Origin of the sequence: Massilia sp. CCM 8734, from assembly GCF_011682155.1 — a bacterium.
GTDB lineage: Bacteria > Pseudomonadota > Gammaproteobacteria > Burkholderiales > Burkholderiaceae_D > Telluria_A > Telluria_A rubra.
In genome coordinates this window covers 1-19,469 of record NZ_WHJI01000007.1, presented here as the reverse complement: position 1 = coordinate 19,469, position 19,469 = coordinate 1, and the positions used below count along the sequence as shown (strand labels likewise).

At 66.5% G+C, this 19,469-nt stretch carries 10 protein-coding genes and 1 tRNA gene; 10 read left to right on the top strand and 1 reads right to left on the bottom strand.

Annotated features, from left to right (window positions below; genetic code table 11):
• The first annotated feature begins 106 nt into the window (after positions 1–106).
• The 10 genes from F2P46_RS08690 (at position 107) to F2P46_RS08645 (ending at position 18,484) form a co-directional block, all read left to right on the top strand.
• Positions 107–1,489 (top strand): cache domain-containing protein, encoded by a 1,383-nt coding sequence (locus F2P46_RS08690; RefSeq protein ID WP_166887645.1) that lies wholly within the window; start codon positions 107–109, stop codon positions 1,487–1,489.
• A complete protein-coding gene (locus F2P46_RS08685; RefSeq protein ID WP_166887643.1) occupies positions 1,486–2,118 on the top strand; it encodes a response regulator transcription factor in 633 nt (210 codons plus the stop codon). The genes F2P46_RS08690 and F2P46_RS08685 overlap by 4 nt, the downstream gene beginning before the upstream one ends.
• A gap of 119 nt (positions 2,119–2,237) precedes the next feature.
• A complete protein-coding gene (locus F2P46_RS08680; protein ID WP_166887640.1) occupies positions 2,238–3,428 on the top strand; it encodes an HDOD domain-containing protein in 1,191 nt (396 codons plus the stop codon).
• A 1-nt stretch (position 3,429) separates the two neighbouring features.
• Positions 3,430–5,463 carry a bifunctional diguanylate cyclase/phosphodiesterase gene (locus F2P46_RS08675; protein WP_166887637.1) on the top strand — a complete coding sequence of 678 codons (2,034 nt, stop codon included), beginning with the start codon at positions 3,430–3,432 and terminating at the stop codon, positions 5,461–5,463.
• Between the two features lie 126 nt (positions 5,464–5,589).
• Positions 5,590–7,197, top strand: coding sequence for a calcium-binding protein (locus F2P46_RS38545; protein WP_306667680.1), 1,608 nt, complete (start codon positions 5,590–5,592; stop codon positions 7,195–7,197).
• Positions 7,198–7,361: 164 nt separating this feature from the next.
• Entirely contained in the window at positions 7,362–10,115 is a 2,754-nt protein-coding gene (locus F2P46_RS08665) for a calcium-binding protein (protein ID WP_166887632.1), read from the top strand.
• 201 nt (positions 10,116–10,316) lie between these two features.
• Positions 10,317–14,174, top strand: a complete 3,858-nt coding sequence (locus tag F2P46_RS08660) for a calcium-binding protein (RefSeq protein ID WP_166887630.1) — start codon at positions 10,317–10,319, stop codon at positions 14,172–14,174.
• A 154-nt stretch (positions 14,175–14,328) separates the two neighbouring features.
• Positions 14,329–16,266 (top strand): calcium-binding protein, encoded by a 1,938-nt coding sequence (locus tag F2P46_RS38210; RefSeq protein WP_166887627.1) that lies wholly within the window; start codon positions 14,329–14,331, stop codon positions 16,264–16,266.
• An 85-nt stretch (positions 16,267–16,351) separates the two neighbouring features.
• Positions 16,352–18,346 (top strand): calcium-binding protein, encoded by a 1,995-nt coding sequence (locus tag F2P46_RS08650; RefSeq protein ID WP_166887624.1) that lies wholly within the window; start codon positions 16,352–16,354, stop codon positions 18,344–18,346.
• A gap of 48 nt (positions 18,347–18,394) precedes the next feature.
• Positions 18,395–18,484 (top strand) — tRNA-Ser (locus F2P46_RS08645).
• Between the two features lie 486 nt (positions 18,485–18,970).
• Here F2P46_RS08645 and F2P46_RS08640 read toward each other — a convergent pair.
• The coding region (locus tag F2P46_RS08640) for a transposase (RefSeq protein ID WP_166887621.1) at positions 18,971–19,469 on the bottom strand (499 nt) is incomplete at its 5' end.

The following is a 19,469-nucleotide window of genomic DNA, read 5'->3' as shown; positions in this document are numbered from 1 at the left end:
GCAGCACTACGCAGCGCTTTACGTGTTACTACGTAGCCGCCACGGCCCCCGGCGTCGTAGAATCGTGGCTTGTTCACAAAGCCGTCAACGGCAGGCCGGGCGTTGTATGAAGTTAAGGCAAAAGGTCATCTTTCTCGCGATCACGCCGCTGATCCTGGCGCTGTGCACGATCGCGCTGTTCGTGCGCCACCAGGCCATCACCCTGGCCCAGCAGCAGCGCGACACCATCCAGCAAGCCTGGCTGGCCAGCAAGGAAGCCGAACTCAAGCATTACGTGGACCTGGCCACGCGCTCGGTCGCGCATCTGGTCGACTCCGGCAAGCGCGACCAGGCCACCCTGGACGAAGCCAAGCGCATCCTGTCGACCCTGAGCTACGGCGACGACGGCTATTTTTTCGTCTACGATTTCCAGGGCAACAGCCTGATGCATCCGCGCCAGCCGGAACTGGTGGGGCGCAACCTGTGGGAGATGCGCGACGTCAACGGCGAGCCGACCATCCAGCGCCTGCTCGAACGCGCCAAAGCCGGCGGCGGGCTGCAACGCTACATCTGGGCCAAGCCGTCGATCAACAAGTCGGCGCCCAAGCTCGGCTATGTGGTCCCGATCGGCAACTGGGGCTGGATGCTGGGCACCGGCATTTACCTCGACGACGTGGACGCCGCGCTGGCCAAGATCGACGCCCAGCAGTCGCGCAATATCCAGGGCACCATGCTGTGGATCGCGCTGCTGGCGATCGTCAGCGCGCTGGTGGTGGCCAGTTCCGGGCTGGCCCTCAATATCAGCGAGCTGCGCGTGGCCGACGCAAAGCTCAAGGTGCTGGCCCAGCGCGTGGTCGAGTCGCAGGAGCAGGAGCGGGCGCGCCTGTCGCGCGACCTGCACGACGGCATCAGCCAGTGGCTGGTGTCGATCAAGCTGCAGATCGAGGCGGGCGTGATCCGCCTGGGCGGCGACGCGGCCCAGCAGCAAAAGGCGCGCGCCAGTTTCGAGCACACCGCCGGCCAGCTCAACGATGTGCTGGGCGAGGTGCGGCGCATCTCGCACAACCTGCGCCCGGCCATCCTCGACGACCTGGGACTGGCCGCCGCGCTCGACCACCTGGCGCACGAAGCGACCCAGAACAGTGCGCTGCCGGTGCGCTTCATCGCGCGCGGGGTCACCGATGGCTTGCCGGACGTGGCCAACACGGTGCTGTTTCGCATCGCCCAGGAAGCGCTGACCAATATCGAGCGCCACGCCGGCGCGCGCCAGGTCGACATCACGCTGGCGCGCGAACACAACAATGTGACGCTGACGATTGCCGACGACGGCGCCGGGTTCGACGCCGCCAGCGTGGCGATCCACCCCAAGCGCGGCATCGGCCTGCGCAACATGATGGAACGGATGGACGCCATCGGCGGCCAGCTGGCCATCACCTCGTCCGCGGCAGGCACCTCGGTGCAGGCGGCCGCTCCGCTTCCCACCAAGCCAAGCAAGGGCGCGCGCTCATGACCGACAAACTCATCCACATCCTGCTGGTCGACGACCACCCCCTGGTGCGCGACGGCTTGCGCGCGCGCCTCGAAGCGGTGCCGCATTTGCGCGTGGTGGCCGAGGCCGACGGCGCCGAAGAGGCGCTGCGCCAGGCCTTTGATCACGCCATCGACCTGGTGCTGATGGACATCAATATGCGCGGCATCAGCGGCATCGAAGCGAGCGCCCGTTTCCGCCAGCAATTCCCGGCCATCGCCGTGCTGATCCTGTCGATGCACGACAAGGTCGAATACGTCAGCCAGGCGATGCAGGCCGGCGCGCGCGGCTACGTGCTCAAGGATGCGCCGGGCAAGGATATCGTGCTCGCCATCGAGACCGTGATGGCGGGCGGTATTTACTACAGCGCCGCGCTGGCGCGCCAGCTGGCCCGTCCCAATGTGCAAGAGAACCAGTTGTCGGCGCGCGAGCAGGAAGTGTTGCAGCAACTGGCCGGCGGGCATTCCAACAAGCAAATCGCGCGCACGCTCGACCTCTCGGTACGCACGGTGGAAACGCATCGCCTCAATATCAAGCGCAAACTCGGCATCGAAGGGCAGGCCGAACTGATCAGATATGCCGTGCAGCACGCACGTTTCGAAGGAAGCTAGTATCCTTCTGCTTTCTCGCGAAATAATGATAACGAACTGTTATCGCGTGGACCACGAAGTGATTGCTTCCTATCATTATCTCAACTAAGATTACTTAACCCACTAACGCAAAGATGCCGATGGCCGCCTTCGATACAACACCGTTCCCGTTGGTAGAGATGCACGCGGCGGCCAACGCGCAAAACGAGTGGCTGGCGCTGATCGTGCGCGTCGGCGGCGCTCCCGGCGCCGCTCACGCGGCCGCCTTGCAACAGGTGTTCGGCGCGCCCGGCCTGCTCACCGCCATCGCGCCGCTCGACTGCATCGTGCCGCTCGCCTCGCCCGCCGTATTGACCCCGTCGCTGCTGGCCTTGACGCCGCCCAACCGCGTGATCTTTGCGATCAGCGCCGCCGTGCTGGCCGACCAGGCGCTGGTCAAGCAAACGCTGGCGCTGCACGACCAGGGCTACCGCGTGCTGCTCGACGGCCAGGCCGACGACGGCGTCAAGCTGGCGCCGGCCTTGCGCGCGGTCGCGCTCGATTGCGGCGCGGGCCTGCCCGTTGCGCGCGGCGGTAAATACCAGGTCCTGTCCCTGTTCGGCCCGCACCTGGCGTACCGGGTCGACAGCGCGATGCGCTTTGCCGACTGCGTCGAGGCCGGCTTCGAATGGTTGGCCGGCGACTGGCCGCTGCATCCGTCGCCGCAGGCCAAGGCGCATGACGGCACCTCGCGCAAGCGCCTGCTGGCCTTGCTGGGCCTGCTGGCGCGCGATGCCGAATCGCGCGAGCTCGAGCAATTGCTCAAGCAGGATCCGGCGCTGTCCTACCATTTGCTCAAGCTGGTCAACTCGGCCGCGTTCGCGCTCAGCACCCAGATCACCAGCTTCGGCCAGGCCATCAACCTGCTGGGCCGGCGCCAGTTGCAGCGCTGGCTGCAACTCCTGCTGTACGCGCGCCAGCAGCCCGACGGCATGGCCAATCCGCTGCTGCCGCTGGCCGCCTTGCGCGCCGCCCAGCTCGAATGCCTGTGCAAGCTGCAGGGCGGCGAGCGCGACCAACAGGATGTGGCGTTCATGACCGGCGTGTTCTCGCTGCTCGACGTGCTGTTCGGCATGCCGATGGAAGACATCGTCGGCGCCCTCGGCCTGGCGCCGGCCGCGGCCGAAGCGCTGCTGCTGCGCGAAGGGCGCCTCGGCGAACAGCTGCGCCTGATTGAACAAGGCTTGCCGGCGCCAGCGCAACTGGCCGCGCTCGGCATCGACAACACACAATGGTGGCAAAGCCAGTTGCACGCCTATCACTGGGCGATCCAGGTCGGCAGGAACCTGTAGGATGCATGTCAGCCCCGCGACCGATTTCCTGACCAGTAGTGCCGCCCTGTGCGCCGCCGTGCTCAACCTGCGCGGCGAGCAGCTTGCGGCCGAACTCGGGCGCATTGCGCGCGACCTGCTGGCCAGCCCGCACGGCAGCTTCGTCCTGTCCGGACAAGCCTGCGGGCCGGCGCCCGATGGCGCGGGCGCCCGGCTGGCGTGCGCGGTCGCCAGCGGCGCCGTCGAGTATGGCCTCCTGGTGGTCGGCGGGCGCGCCGCCTACGACGAGCACGATGCGCGCCTGCTGGCCGGCCTGGCCGCGCTGGCCGCCAGCCTGCTCAAGGTCAACGACTTCGCGCTGCGCTCGACCCAGGCTTACCTCGACCTCGAAGCGGAGCTGTCGCACCAGGCCCAGATTCTCGACCAGATCCACGAGTCGGTGCTGACGATGGACCAGACCGGCTACATCACCAGCTGGAACAAGGGCGCCGAGCGCCTGTTCGGCTACAGCGCCCAGGAAGCGGTGGGGCGCAACATCCTGTTCCTGTACGCCGATGAAGACACGGCCTTCCACGACGCCTTCGTGGAGCAGGGCGGGCGCATGATGGAAGTGCGGCGCCGCAAAAAATCGGGCGAGGTGTTCTGGGCCAGCCTGTCGCTCTCGCCGCTGCGCGACCGCGAGCAGCGCCCGGTCGGCCTGATCGCCTACCTGACCGATATCACCGAGCGCAAGCACGCCGAAGAGCGCCTGCACCACCTGGCTTACTACGACGCCCTGACCGGCCTGCCCAACCGCAGCCTGATGGCCAAGCTGGTCGACCAGGCCTTGACGTCGGCCCAGCGCAAGGGCGCCACCGCCTGCATCCTGTTCGTCGACCTGAACCGCTTCAAGATGTTCAACGACACGCTCGGGCGCGCCACCGGCGACGAATTGCTCAAGCAGGTGGCGCAGCGCTTCAAGCAAGTGCTGCGCGAGCAGGACGTGGTGGCGCGCCTGTCGGGCGACGAATTCGCGGTCGGCCTGTTCGACATCCGCGAGCATTTCGAAGCGACCACGGTGGCGCACAAGCTGCAGGCGGCGCTGGTCGAGCCATTCCTGATCGAAGGGCACGACCTGCGCGTGGGCGCCAGCATCGGCATCAGCGTCTATCCGCAGGACGGGGTCGACGCCGAAGCCCTGCTGCGCGTGGCCGACATCGCCATGGCGCGCGCCAAGCTCGGCAGCGACGGCGACAGCGTCACCTTCTACAGCCACGACATGAACCAGGGCATGCAGGAACGCATGCGCCTCGAATCGGGCTTGCGCCAGGCGCTGGCCGATGGCGAACTGCTGCTGCACTACCAGCCCAAGTTCGACATCCGCACGCGCGCCGTGGTCGGCGCCGAGGCGCTGGTGCGCTGGCTGCATCCGCAGCGCGGGCTGGTGCCGCCGGCCGAATTCATTCCGCTGGCCGAAGCGACCGGCCTCATCGTCCAGCTGGGCGAATGGGTGTTAGAGGCGGCCTGCGCCCAGGCGGCGCAATGGCAGGCGGCCGGGCTGCCGCCGTTCCGGCTGGCGGTGAACGTGTCGGCGCGCGAGTTTTCGGCCACCTTGCCGGCGCGCGTGAGCGAGACGCTGGCGCGCTACCAGCTCGATCCGTCCTGGCTGGAACTGGAAATCACCGAAAGCACCCTGATGCACGACATCGAGCGCGTGATCACCATCATGGACCGCATCACCGCGCTCGGCGTGAGCCTGTCGCTGGACGACTTCGGCACGGGTTACTCGAGCCTGTCGTACCTGAAGCGCTTCCCGATCGACACCCTGAAAATCGACCGCTCGTTCACCACCGGCCTGCCGTTCGACGGCAACGACTGCGCCATCGCCAGCACCATCATCAGCATCGGGCGCCAGCTGCGCCACAAGGTCATTGCCGAAGGCGTGGAAACGCCGCAGCAGCTGGCATTCTTGCGTGACGCCGGCTGCGATGAAGTGCAGGGCTACCTGTTCTCGCGCCCGCTGCCGGCGCCCGACTTCGAGGCCGCGCTACGCGCCGGCTGGGTCGAACCCGGCTGAGATTTTAGTCTAATGTAAGATTTCTTTCTGGACATGATTATCCCGTGAGGGCATGATATCAAGCTGTAAATATTGCCACCATACACACGCTGGCGCTTCAGCTTCTTATCACTTCCAAGGATGACCATGACGACTTTTACTTTTGCCTCCAGTGTGCCAGGGCTGACGCTGACCGGTACCGCAGGCAACGATACACTTTCCGGTGGCGAGGGTGACGACTTGCTCAGCGGCGGCGATGGCAATGACGTCCTGTACGCACAACAAGGCAACGACACGCTCGACGGCGGGGCCGGCGACGACGAGATTCTCGTGATGACGGGATCTGCCGACGCGCCGCGCAGGACCACCGTGCTGGGCGGCGCCGGCAACGATACGATCATGATTGCGGACCATCTTACGGGTTCGACTGTGGACGTTCTCGGCGGCAGCGGCATCGATACGTTTTACTTCCTCAATCACCAGCACCGCGAAAGCACGGTGATCCGCGACTTCCAGGTTGGCATCGGCGGCGACCAGTTGAAGCTCGATGCCTTGTTCCCGCTCACCTCCAATCCATTCGGCAGCGCCGGCTACCTGCGCCTGGTCCAGAGTGGCAACGATACCTTGTTCCAGCGCGATGAAGATGGCGCGGCTGGCAGCGCTGCCAGCTTCCACACCCTGGCCACGCTCTCCGGCGTACTGGCCAGCAGCCTGCAGGCGGCCAATATCGGGAGCGGATACCGTCCCGACGGCGCCGAAGGCGGTCGCTACTTCCTGGGATCGCATCGCGACGACTACCTCCACGGCGGCGTCGGCGCCGACACCTTGGCGGGCTTGGCCGGCGACGACGGGCTCAATGGCAACGCCGGCGACGACGTGCTGTATGGCGACGAGGGCAACGACCGCCTGCACGGGGATGACGGCAACGATCTGGCCGAAGGGGGCGGCGGGGCCGACCTGCTCGAAGGCGACGCCGGCAACGATACCCTCAACGGCGGCGCCGGCAACGATACGCTCGATGGCGGCAGCGGCGATGACCTGCTTGCCGGCGGCGATGGCAACGATCTCCTGATGGGCGACCAGGGCAGCGATACGCTGTTCGGCGGCAACGGCGACGATGAACTGGTGCTGACTCACGGCCAAGGCGTGCTCGACGGTGGGGCTGGTAACGATACCCTCGATGGCGGGCGCGGCGGGGCGCAGCTGAACGGCGGCAGCGGCAACGATTATCTGAAAGTGCGCGGGCAGGGCGACAGCGGCCTGTTCGGCGGCAGCGGCCGCGATGTGTTCGAGATCACCCTCACCGACCAGGGACGCGTGGTGGTCGGGGGCGGAGCGGACGACGATACCGTCATCGTGCACCTCGGGTACGCCGGGAGCGGCAGCGTGACCGCCATTGGCGGACCCGGTATCGACACCTACCGGCTGGACCGCTTGCCGGACATGGAAAGCGTCGTCGTCAAGGACTTCAGCGCCGGCCCGGGCGGCGACCGTATCGACTTGCCGGAATCGCTCGCGCGCGTCATGGGCGCCGGCGACCCCTTGCGGCTCGGCTATGTGCGCCTGGTGCAAAGCGGCACCTCGACCCTGGTGCAGCTCGACTTCGATGGCGAGGGGGGCAGCAGCCATGTCAACAGCTTCATGACCCTGCAGAATGTGCAAGCCAGTGCGCTGACCGTGGATAACTTCATCAATACGTCGGCAGCGCTGGTGCAGCTGGTGGGCGTGCCGGACAACATTCCGCTGCTCGGCTAAGCCAGCGCTCAGGCGCGCGCGAAATGGGGGCGGCAAGGTGCAAGACGCCTTGCCCTTGTCGTCCAATGTTGCGTATCCTTCAATTTTAACTTCTGTACATTTCCGGTGCGCACAGGCATGATTGATGGTGAATTTTATCAACTAACCATCATTTCCAGGACCACATGAGCACTTTCAACGCTGTCACCGAGCACCACGCCGACCTGAACAGCAACGCCGCCCTCCAGCCCGGCCCCATCACCGCCCCGGCCGGCGTCGGCCGCGATCTGCAGGGTTCCAACGCCGACGACACGCTGTTTGGGGCGGAATTCAACGACACCATCTCGGGCAATGGCGGCGAGGACGTCATGTTTGGCTACGGCGGCGACGACTACATCGTCAGCAACGACCCGGATGACGGCGCGCGCGCCAAGGGCGACGTCTTGTTCGGCAACGACGGCAATGACACCCTTCTCGGCGGGCGCGGCCAGGACGTCCTGAACGGCAACGTCGGCGACGACTTTGCCGATGGCGGCGCCGGCAATGACCAGCTCAACGGCGAACAGGGCAACGATACTCTGCAGGGCGGCGCGGGCCACGACACGCTCAGCGATCACCAGGGGCGCGACTCGCTGCTGGGAGGGGGCGGCGTCGACTTCCTTGACTCCGAGCGCGGCGGCAGCAGCGTGCTCGATGGCGGCATCGATAACGACATGTTGCTGGGCGACGGCCAGGACACCTTGATCGGCGGCGGCGGCAACGACCGCATTACGATCCGCACCCGTGCCAATGAAGCGGTCGCCACCACCCTGGCCGACGGCGGCGATGGCAACGATCTGTTCAGCGTGGCCTTGCTCAACCAGGGCAGTGCGCGCGTGACCGGCGGCGGCGGGCGCGACGTCTACCTACTGGAACGCGAGAGCGGCCCCGCCGGCTACGTGGTTACCGATTTCGCCGCCGGCCCCGGGGGCGACCGGATCGACGTGAGCCGGCTGCTGGCGGGCGTCAACCTGTCGCTGGGCGACCCGTTTTCCAGCGCGCGCGGCTATCTGAAACTGGTGCAGGATGGCGCCGACACGGTGCTGCAGTTCGACGCCGACGGCGCCAGGGGCACCGCGTCCGTCTTTACCACCGTGCTGCGGCTCGAAGGCGTGGCCGCCCAGTCGGTCGCGGCGAACATATCCACTAGCCAGATTAGTCCGGCTGGCATTGACGACGGCGAGATTTTCATCGGTGACGAGCGCGACGACACCATCTTCGGCTCCAGCCTGAACGACCGCTACGAAGGCAACGGCGGCGCCGACATCATGTTATCCGGTGAAGGCCACGACACCCTGCTCGGCGGCGCCGGTGCCGATGGGTTGTTTGGCATGCAGGGCGACGACCTGCTCGATGGCGGCGAGGGCGACGACAATCTAAAGGGCGGCGAAGGCTCGAATACCCTCCTCGGCGGCGCAGGCAACGACTGGCTGACGGTTGACTACGCCGGCGACAGTCTGCTCGACGGCGGCGATGGCAACGACAACCTGAAGGCGGGCGGTTCCCAGCTTACCGGGTTCGGCACAGTGCGCCTGTCGGGCGGTGCCGGCGACGACTACATCCAGATCTCCAGCGCCGCATCGGCGGTGACAGTAACTTCGAGCGGCGGCAGCGGACACGACACCTTTGTCCTTTCTCTGTCCGGCACGCCCGGGAACATCCCGAAAACGACGCTGACCGATTTTTCCGTGGGCGCGGACAGCGACTCGCTCGACCTTTATCTGCCGGGCATCGAGTCGAGTTACCCCGGCAATCCGTTCGGCGCCGACGGCTACCTGCGCTTGGAACAGCGTGGTGCCGACACCGTACTGCGCTACGACGAGGACGGCGCGGCCGGCAAGACCTACACCATGATCGACGTGCTGACCTTGCGCAACGTCGCCGCGACCAGCCTGGCCAGGGCCCATTTCATCGATGGGTACGATCCTGCCGGCAGCTTGTTCGGTCGGCTGCTGACGGGCACCGCCGGCGCCGACAGCATTGAGGGCGATACGCGCGCCGAACACCTCATCGGCATGGGCGGCAGCGACACCCTGCTCGGTGGCGCCGGCAGCGACCTGCTCGACGGCGGCATCGGGGACGACCTGCTCGATGGCGGCGACGGCGCCGACACGCTCGTCGGCGGCGACGGCGCCGACATCCTCACGGCCGGCGATGGCGATGATAGCCTCGACGGTGATGCGGGCAACGACGACCTGAGCGGCGGTGTGGGCAACGACGTGCTGCACGGCGGTGCCGGGACCGACACCATCAACGGCGGCAGCGGCGACGATGCGCTGTTCGCCGATGCGGGCGACGACGTGCTCGACGGCGCCGCCGGCAACGACACCCTGGATGGTGGCAGCGGCAGCGTGCAGCTCAACGGCGGCAACGGCAACGACGTGCTGAAAGTCGCCGGCAATGGCAACAGCGGCCTGTTCGGCGGGCGCGGCGCCGACCTGATCGAGATCACCGCAACCGAGCAGCCGCTGGCCGGACGCGTGGTGGCCTCGGGTGGCGAGGACGCCGACACCATCGTCTTCACGCGCGGCGCCCTCGACAACACGGCGCTCACCGCCAGCGGCGGGGCCGGCATCGACACCTACCTGCTGCGCGGCGAAGGGCGGCTGGGCAGCCTGACGGTGAAGGATTTTGCCCCCGGCGCCGGGGGCGACCGGATCGACCTCACCGGCTCGGCCGCGCCCGCCGGGGTGCTCGAATTCGTGCAGAGCGGCAGCGCCACCCTGGTGCGCTTCGACGCCGACGGCGCGGCCGGCCCGCTGTTCGCGGCCACCCTGATGAGCTTGCAAAACGTGCTCGCCAGCAGCATGACGAACGACAACGTGGTCGGGGCCGCAGGCGCGCCGGTGCAACTGGTGGGCGTGGCCGATGCGGCATCGGCCGTGTTCATCATCGGCTGATCGAGGCAGGTCGCATCCCGGCACCGGCGAGGGAGCGGCGCATCGAAGAATTTCCATAGCCACATTGGACATCCTGCGCAGCGGCGCGCCGGATAAACAAATTGTTACATTTTCTTTAATTTTATCTCCTGTACATTCCTATCGGGCACGGGCATGATTGACGTTGATCGCCATCAACCAACCATCATTCCCGGGACCCACATGACCACTTCCACCACAGTCACCGCGCAGCACGCCGACCTTGCCAGCAGCGACGCCCTCCAGGCCAGCGCCAGTGCCACCCTGGCCGGCCTCGGCCGCGATCTGCAGGGTTGGAGCGGGGATGACATCCTGTATGGCACGGAGTTCAACGACACCATTTCGGGCAACGGTGGCTCGGACCGGATGTGGGGCTATGCGGGTGACGACTACATTATCAGCAACGATCCGGACGACGTCTTTGCCGGCAGCGACACCCTGTTCGGCTTCGATGGCAACGACACCCTGCTCGGCGCGCGCGGCGATGACGTGCTGGTCGGCCACGCCGGCAACGACTTCCTCGACGGCGGCGCCGGCAACGACGACCTCAGGGGCGAACTGGGTGACGACACCATGCAGGGCGGCGCGGGCCACGACACGCTCAACGATTACGAAGGCAAGGTTGCGCTGTCCGGCGGCGCCGGCGTCGACTTCCTGTACTCCGAACGGGGCGGCAGCGGCTTGCTCGACGGCGGCATGGATAACGACGTCTTGCTCGGCGACGGGCAAGATACCTATCTCGGCGGCGGCGGCGCCGACCGCATCACGATCCGCGCCCGGGCCAATGAGGCCATCGCCACCACCCTGGCCGACGGCGGCGACGGCGGCGACCTGTTCAGCGTGGCATTCCTGAACAAGGGCACGGCGCGCGTGACCGGCGGTGGCGGGAGCGACGTGTACCTGCTGGAACGCGAGAGCGGTCCCGCCGGCTACACGGTCACCGATTTCACCGTCGGCCCCGAGGGCGACCGGATCGACCTCAGCAAGCTGCTGGCCGGCATCGACCTGTCGCTGGGCGACCCGTTTTCCAGCCAGCGCGGCTACCTGAAACTGGTGCAGGAAGGCGCGGACACCTTGCTGCAATTCGACGCCGACGGCGCCAAGGGTACGGCGGCCGCCTTCAAGACCGTGCTGCGGCTCGAAGGCGTGGCCGCCGCATCGGTGGCGCCGAACATCTCCACCAGCGAGATCCTGCCGGCCGGCATCGAAGTCGGCGAGACCTTCATCGGCGACGAACGCAACGACAACATCTCCGGCTCCCACCTGAATGACCGCTACGAAGGCAACGGCGGCGCCGACGTGGTCTGGTCGGGCGCTGGCCGCGACACCCTGCTTGGCGGCGCCGGCAACGACAGGCTGTTCGGACAGGACGGCGACGACCAGCTCGACGGTGGCGAGGGCGACGACCGTCTGGACGGCGGTACCGGATCGAATACCGTGCTCGGCGGCGCCGGCAATGACCAGCTGTCGGTGGACTACGCGGGCGACAGCCTGCTCGATGGGGGCGATGGCAACGATACCCTGCAAGCGGGCGGTTACGGGTCCCCCAAGTTCGGCACGGTGCAACTGATCGGCGGCGCCGGCAACGACCGCGTCGAGATCTCCGACGCGCCGTCGGCGGTGACCGTGAACGCGAGCGGCGGCAGCGGACAAGACAGCTACCGCCTGACGGTGTACAGCGCGCAAACCATCGCGAAGGTGACCGTGAGCGATTTTTCGGTGGGCGCGGAAAACGATGTGATCGACCTGTACCTGTCCAGCCTGCCGTGGAGCTATACCGGCAATCCGTTCGGCGCCGACGGCTACCTGCGCCTGGAACAGCGCGGCGCCGACACGGTACTGCGCTACGACCCGGACGGCGCGACCGCAGCCCAATACGCCATGTTCGACATCCTGACCCTGCGCAACGTGAGCGCCGCCAGCCTCAGCGTTGCCAATTTCAAGCAGGCTTACGACCCCTCGGCCGGCTTCTTCGGCCGGGTGCTCACCGGCACGGCGGGCGCCGACAGCATCGAAGGCGACGAACGCGCCGAACACCTCATCGGCCTGGGCGGCAGCGACACCCTGCTGGGCAGCGCGGGCAACGACTTGGTCGAAGGCGGCGACGATGGCGACCTGTTGCAAGGCGGCGCCGGCATCGACAGCATCTTCGGCGGCAACGGCGACGACACGCTGGCCGGCGAAGCAGGCAACGACAGCCTGGTGGGCGGGGACGGCAACGATACCATGGGTGGCGGCGCGGGTGACGACTACCTCAACGGCGACTATGGCGACGACATTCTCACCGAGGTCGAAGGCAACAACGTCGTGCTCGGCGGCTACGGACGCGACGTCATCGTCACGACCGGCGCCGGCAGCGACAAGGTCGACGGCGGCGACAGCGATGACACCATCACCGGCGGCGTTGGCGATACGCTCGTCGGCGGCTATGGCGACAACCACCTGATCGCCGATTTCACGGGCGGCGCCAAAGGCTCGGTCAAGCTGGTCGGCGCCAGCGGCGACGACGTGCTCACCTTCGGCCCCTCGCTGGCATTCCAGGACATCGTCGCCAGCGGCGGCGAGTACGGCGGCGACATCTTCGCGTTCGCGGCCGGCGCCCACGCCGGGCAGGTGAGCATCACCGACTTGCATCTCGGCTACCGCAACGATGTGATCGACCTGGACGCCCTGATTCCGCAGGTGGCGGCCAATTACGTCAGCAACCCGTTCGGCGCGCTCGGCTACTTCCGCGTGCAGCAGCACGGCAACAGCACACAGCTGCAGTTCGACGCGGACGGCGCCGCCGGCAGCGCGGCGAGCTTTCGCACCATCCTCACCATCGACGCCGTGGTGCCCTCGCAGCTCACCGCCAGCCAGATTGTTGGCGGCATGAATCCGAACGGCACCGAGAACGGCATCGAGCTGTTCGGCCTGCACTACGACGAGATTCTCAACGGCGGGCGCAGCAACGATACGCTCGACGGCGGCTGGGGCAATGACGAGCTGTTCGGTTTCCAGGGTAACGATCTGCTCAAGGGCAACGAAGAAAACGACACGCTGCATGGCGGCGCGGGCAATGACAGCCTTGAAGGCAATACCGGTGGCGACACGCTGTTCGGCGAGGATGGCGCCGACAGCCTGCTGGGCGCGGCGGGCAACGACAAGCTCGACGGCGGCGCAGGCAATGACGTGCTCGACGGCGGCAGCGCGAGCGATACGCTGCAGGGCGGACTGGGCGACGATGTGCTCGACGGCGGCTTCGACAACGATACGCTGGACGGCGGCGACGGCGCCGACATCCTCAAGGCGGGCGATGGCGACGACCGCTACGACGGCGGCGCCGGCAACGATGAACTGAGCGGTGGCGAAGGCAACGACGTGTTGCGCGGCGGCGCCGGCGATGACACCCTGAACGGCGGCAATGGCGACGATGCGCTGTTCGCCGACAAGGGCGACGACGTGCTCGACGGCGGCGCCGGCAACGACACCCTCGACGGCGGCAGCGGCAGCGTGCAACTGAACGGCGGCAACGGCAACGACCTGCTGAAAGTCACGGGCAGCGGCAGCAGCGGCTTGTTCGGCGGGCGCGGAGCCGACCTGATCGAGATCGCTGCAACGCAGCAAGCGGTGGCGGGGCGCGTGCTCGCGTCCGGCGGCGAGGACGCCGACACCATCGTCTTCACGCGCGGCGCGCTTGACAACACGGCGCTGACCGCCAGCGGCGGGGCCGGCCTCGACACCTACGCGCTGCGCGGCGAAGGACGCCTGGGCAGCCTGACGGTGAAGGATTTCGCGGCCGGCGCCGGGGGCGACCGGATCGACCTGACGGGCCTGGCCTCGCCTGCCGGGGTGCTCGAATTCGTGCAAAGCGGCAGCGCCACCCTGGTGCGCTTCGACGCCGACGGCGCCGCCGGCCCGCTGCTCGCGGCCACCCTGATGACCTTGCAAAACGTGCTCGCCAGCAGCATGACGAGCGACAACGTGGTCGGGGCTGGCGGCGCGCCGGTGCAACTGGTGGGCGTGGCCGATGCCCCCGCAGCCGCGTTCCTGCTCGGCTGACCGAAGCGAGCCAGGCGCGATGGCCACGCACTTGCCCCGCGCAATGGCGTGGCAATGCGCGTCTCGACACTGGCGAGGGAACGGCGCATCATAGCTGTCCGCGCAGTGCGGAACGCCCTTCTTGCCTCGACTCAACCTTCTGTTAGGAATTGCCATGTCCACATTTTTCATGCTGTCCGCAGCCGACGACGAGCTGTTGCGTCCAGCGAATTTTCTGGTGACCGGCCTGATTCTGACCGGCACCGCCAACAATGACATCCTGCGCGGCGGCGCGCTCGACGACCGTATCTTCGGCCTGGGTGGCGCCGACCTGATTCGGGGTGCGGGTGGCAACGACTACATCGAAGGTGGCGACGAGGACGGCTCGGGCGACCGCCTGTACGGCGGCGACGGCGCCGACAGCGTGTTCGGCGGCGCAGGCGACGACGTCATGTTCGGCGACGCCGGCAACGACGCACTCGACGGCGAAGGCGGCACCGACCAGATCGACGGCGGGGCCGGGGACGACCTGGTGCGCGGCGGCGATGGACGCGACTTCCTGGCCGACAATCTCGGCAGCAACGTTCTCCTCGGCGACGCAGGCGATGACAGCCTGAGCGCCACCGGCGCCGGGGCGGACCGCCTCGACGGCGGCACCGGCAACGACGCGCTGACGGTCAGGGCGGCGCCGGGCAGCACTGCGCCCGGCGAGTGGCTGCTGTCCGGTGGCGATGGCAACGACACGCTCGGCTTTCATGCAACGGCGGCGCCGATCGTGGTGCACGCCAGCGGCGGCGCCGGCAGCGATGCGTTTGCGTTTTCCCAGGGTGTGCACGGCGAGACGATCATCATCGACGATTTCGTGGCCGGCCCCGGTGGCGACAAGCTCGCCATTGGCTCCCTGCAGCCCTACTACAACAGCAATCCCTTCGGCGCTCCCGGCTACGCGCGCCTGCTGCAGCAAGGGGGCGACACCCTGGTGCAGATCGACGCCGATGGCGCCGCCGGCAGCGCCGCCACCTTCCGCACGGTGGCCACCCTGCTTGGCGTGCGCGCGCAGGATGTCTTGCCGAACAATTTTGTCGAAGGCTATAACCAGGACGGCTCGATTAACGGCATGCAGGTGCAGGCCGGCAGCGGCAACGACTTTATCCTTGGCGGCGTGCTCAACGACACCATTCACGGCGGGGCCGGCAACGATAGCCTGCTCGGCTATTTTGGCGACGACGTGCTGCGCGGCGACGATGGCGTCGACGACCTGGACGGCTCTTACGGGAACGACCTGCTCGACGGCGGCGCCGGCGGCGACTACCTGACTGGCGCAGAAGGAAACGACACCTTGTACGGCGGCGCTGGCGACGACCTGCTGTCGGGCAAGGAGGGCAACGACATGCTGTATGGCGGCGATGGCGACGACCAGCTGTTCGCCGAGGGCAGCAACGACACCCTCAACGGCGGCAACGGCAACGACAGCGTCTCCGCCTACTACGGCAGCTACGTGATCGATGGCGGGGCGGGGGACGACCTGATCAACACTGCCGCCATCGATGGCTTGCTCAATGGCGGGGGCGGCAACGACACCATCAAGGTGCAGACCGACGCCGACGTGGGCGCCTTCGGGGGCGCTGGCAACGACCGGATCGAGATCAACGCCAACGATTACCTGGCGCAAGGGCGGGTGGTGGCCAGTGGCGGCGAGGGCGACGACGCCATCATCCTGACGCGCCAGACACAGAATTCGAACCTGGTGACGGCCATCGGCGGGGGCGGCAGCGACCGCTTTGGCGTGGTGGGAAGCGTGGGGACGAGCATCTTCAGCGTGCGCGATTTTGCGGTCGGCGCGGGCGGCGACCGGATCGACGTGTCGGCCCTGCTGGGCGGCGCGGTGCCGGCGGGCGACCCGTTCGCCAGCGGCGTGCTGCGTTACCTGCAAAGCGGAAACGACACGCTGGTGCAGTTCGACGCCGATGGCGCGGCCGGTGCGCAGGCTGGTTTTGTCACGATGATGAAGCTGCAGGGGGTGCTGGCGACGAGCTTGACGCCGGAGAACCTGATGACCGTGGTGGAACCGGCGCTGGTCGGGGTTGCGGCCGTCGGGTGGGCGATGGGCTGAGTGCATGCCCGGCTGATCAAGCTGCGAGGCACGAACGATCGCCACGCACCTTTTGCCTCGATTCAACCTTTCTCAAGGAATTGCCATGTCTACACTTTTCATGCTGTCCGACGCAGGCGACGAGCTGTTTCGTCCGGCAAATTTCCTGGTGACTGGCCTGAACCTGACCGGCACCGCGAACAATGACGTCCTGCGCGGCGGCGCGCTGGACGACCGGATCTTCGGCTTGGGCGGCGCCGACCTGATCTTCGGTTCGGGCGGCAACGACTACATTGACGGCGGCAACGAGGACGGCGCGGGCGACCGCCTGTATGGCGGCGAGGGCGCCGACAGCGTGCTCGGCGGTGCGGGAGACGACTTCCTGTTCGGCGACGCTGGCAACGACCTGCTTGACGGCGAGGCCGGCAGCGACCAGATCAACGGCGGCGCGGGCGACGACCTGCTGCGCGGCGGCGACGGTAGCGACTACCTGCGCGACGATATCGGCAGCAATATCCTCGTTGGCGGTGCGGGCAACGACAACCTGCTCGCCATTGGGCCTGGCGCCGACCGCCTGGAAGGCGGCGCCGACAACGACATGCTGGAAGGCGGCACCGGCCACGACAGCCTGTACGGCGGCGCGGGCATGGATGCTTTCAACATCGGTGCGGCATCCGGCAGCATGATTCCCAGCAATGTGCTGGTGTCCGGCGGCGATGGCGACGACCGCATCGTCATCTTCCCCGGTACCACGGCAACAACCGTGCATGCCAGCGGCGGCGCGGGCAGCGACCTGTTTGTTTTCGCCTCCGGCACGCACGACGAAGCCATCTATATCGACGACTTCAGCGCCGGTGCCGGCGGCGACCAGCTCACCTTCGGGAGCATGCTGCCATTCCCCCATCTCAATCCCTTCGGCGCGCCTGGCTATGCGCGCCTGCTGCAACAGGGCAGCGACACGCTGGTGCAGATCGATGTCGATGGCGCGGCGGGCACTGCCGGCAGTTTCCGTACAGTGGGAATCCTGACTGGCGTGCAGGCGCAGGACCTCATCCCAAACAATTTCGCAGAGGGTTACAACCAGGATGGCTCGCAGCACGGCAAGACAATCCAGGCGGGCAGCGGCAACGACTATCTCTACGGCGGCGTCCTCGACGACACCATCGACGGCGGTGTCGGCAACGACCAGGTGTGGGCCAACGACGGCAACGATGTCGTCCACGGTGGCGATGGCAACGACGACCTGAGCGGGGCGTCTGGCAACGACCTGCTCGACGGCGGCGCGGGCAACGATTACCTGCACGGCCAGGACGGCAACGACACGCTCAACGGCGGGGGTGGCGACGATATGCTCGATGGCCACATTGGCGACGACGTGGTCAATGGCGGCGACGGTAACGACCAGCTGTATGGCAGCGGTGGCGGCAACGACGTGTTCAACGGCGGCAACGGCAACGACAGGATCGGGGCCTACGGTGGAGAGGTCGTGGCCGACGGCGGGGCGGGGGACGACACGATTAGCATCGAAGGTGCCGCGGGCCTGCTCAATGGCGGCAGCGGCAACGACATCATCAAGGTACAGACCGACGCCGATGTCGGCGCGTTCGGCGGCGCTGGCCGCGACCGGATCGAGATCACCGCCAACGATTACCTGGCGCAAGGGCGGGTGGTGGCCAGTGGCGGCGAGGGCGACGACGCCATCATCTTGACGCGCGAGACGCAGAATTCGAACCTGGTGACGGCCATCGGCGGGGGCGGCAGCGACCGCTTCGGCGTGGTGGGGAGCGTGGGGACGAGCACGTTCAGCGTGCGCGATTTTGCGGTGGGGGCGGGCGGCGACCGGATCGACGTGTCGGCCCTCCTGGGCGGCGCGGTGCCGCCGGGCGACCCGTTCGCCAGCGGCGTGCTGCGTTACCTGCAAAGCGGGAATGATACGCTGGTGCAGTTCGATGCGGACGGGGCGGCGAGTGCGCAGGCGGATTTTGTCACGATGATGAAGTTACAGGGGGTGCTGGCGACGACCTTGACGGCGGAGAACCTGATAACCGTCATGGAACCGGTTGTGGTCGGGGTTGCTGCTGCGGAGTGGGGCATGGGCTGAGGGCAAATTGCCCAAGGCCGGGGGTTTTCTGTATAATCGCGTTCTGCAGGAAGCGTGGCCGAGCGGTTGAAGGCACCAGTCTTGAAAACTGGCGACGGTGTGAGCCGTTCGTGAGTTCGAATCTCACCGCTTCCGCCACCGTATTTTGAAAGCCCCTGACGGGGCTTTTTGTTTTTGCGGTGGGCATGCGCAACCACGTTGCTGTTACGCGAGCGACCCTTTCAGTTTCTTCCCCAGCACTTTAGCCGCCGCTTCCACGAATTCGATTTTCGACGAGTGCAAATGATGAGCTGGCCTGTGAATGTCGGCACTGTCCCTCTCACCTGCTCAAAACTCGATGCATGAGAACCAGGATTCACGATTCGGTGCTCGAAGAAATCCTCATTTTTTCGTGGCGGACAAGGATGAATCAATTTCGTATTGTTTCCAAGTGAGCCAATTGCAAAACGATTTTTCTGAACTGGCCGACATCAGGAGAGCACAATTTTTCATCGCTTTTTCGTGATATCGGAGGAAATCTGATCGTTTACGGCGGCGGAATCATGGCTAGTCTCATTTTTAAGGCGTGGGGATGCCGTACCTGAAACATTCGGAGCGGAATCGAGAGAAAGTTGAGCGGTACGGTCATCGTCGAAGTCGCATCAACTGGTCGGCGCCGAGGGCGAGCAGCCCAAACATCAAATGGCTCATGACTTTGGCATGTCCCTTGACCATGATGTTGCGGCCACCAAACTCGTCCTTGAGGCGTGCGTTGGTCCGTTCGGCCACAGTGCGCTCACGGTAGCGAACCTCATCGGCAGGCTCGAAGTGTTCCTTCTCGCCGCCACGCGGATTATGGTCGATCAGGGGGACGTGTCCCAGTTCGCGGCAGTGGTCGTGCAACTCTTTGCTGCAGTAGGCAGCATCCATCACATCGTACAAATTGGTGACCCGTTGCTTCGTAATGTGCGACAGCGGCACGGCGGCGCGGCTGTCATGCATCGACGCGGAACACAGCAAGGCGGCGATGGGAACGCCACAATCGGCAGTGTCGATGTGCAGCTTGTACCCGTTCCAGCTGGTCTTGTAACCCTGCGCGTTGCACTTGGTGCCGCGGTCGCAGATCGTTGGCAATTCGGCGAGC

What these genes read in the sequence shown, in the direction of transcription:
- F2P46_RS08690 (WP_166887645.1), top strand. Translation starts at nt 107, where the DNA reads ATGAAGTTAAGGCAAAAGGTCATCTTTCTCGCGATCACGCCGCTGATC.
- F2P46_RS08685 (WP_166887643.1), top strand. Translation starts at nt 1,486, where the DNA reads ATGACCGACAAACTCATCCACATCCTGCTGGTCGACGACCACCCCCTG.
- F2P46_RS08680 (WP_166887640.1), top strand. Translation starts at nt 2,238, where the DNA reads ATGGCCGCCTTCGATACAACACCGTTCCCGTTGGTAGAGATGCACGCG.
- F2P46_RS08675 (WP_166887637.1), top strand. Translation starts at nt 3,430, where the DNA reads ATGCATGTCAGCCCCGCGACCGATTTCCTGACCAGTAGTGCCGCCCTG.
- F2P46_RS38545 (WP_306667680.1), top strand. Translation starts at nt 5,590, where the DNA reads ATGACGACTTTTACTTTTGCCTCCAGTGTGCCAGGGCTGACGCTGACC.
- F2P46_RS08665 (WP_166887632.1), top strand. Translation starts at nt 7,362, where the DNA reads ATGAGCACTTTCAACGCTGTCACCGAGCACCACGCCGACCTGAACAGC.
- F2P46_RS08660 (WP_166887630.1), top strand. Translation starts at nt 10,317, where the DNA reads ATGACCACTTCCACCACAGTCACCGCGCAGCACGCCGACCTTGCCAGC.
- F2P46_RS38210 (WP_166887627.1), top strand. Translation starts at nt 14,329, where the DNA reads ATGTCCACATTTTTCATGCTGTCCGCAGCCGACGACGAGCTGTTGCGT.
- F2P46_RS08650 (WP_166887624.1), top strand. Translation starts at nt 16,352, where the DNA reads ATGTCTACACTTTTCATGCTGTCCGACGCAGGCGACGAGCTGTTTCGT.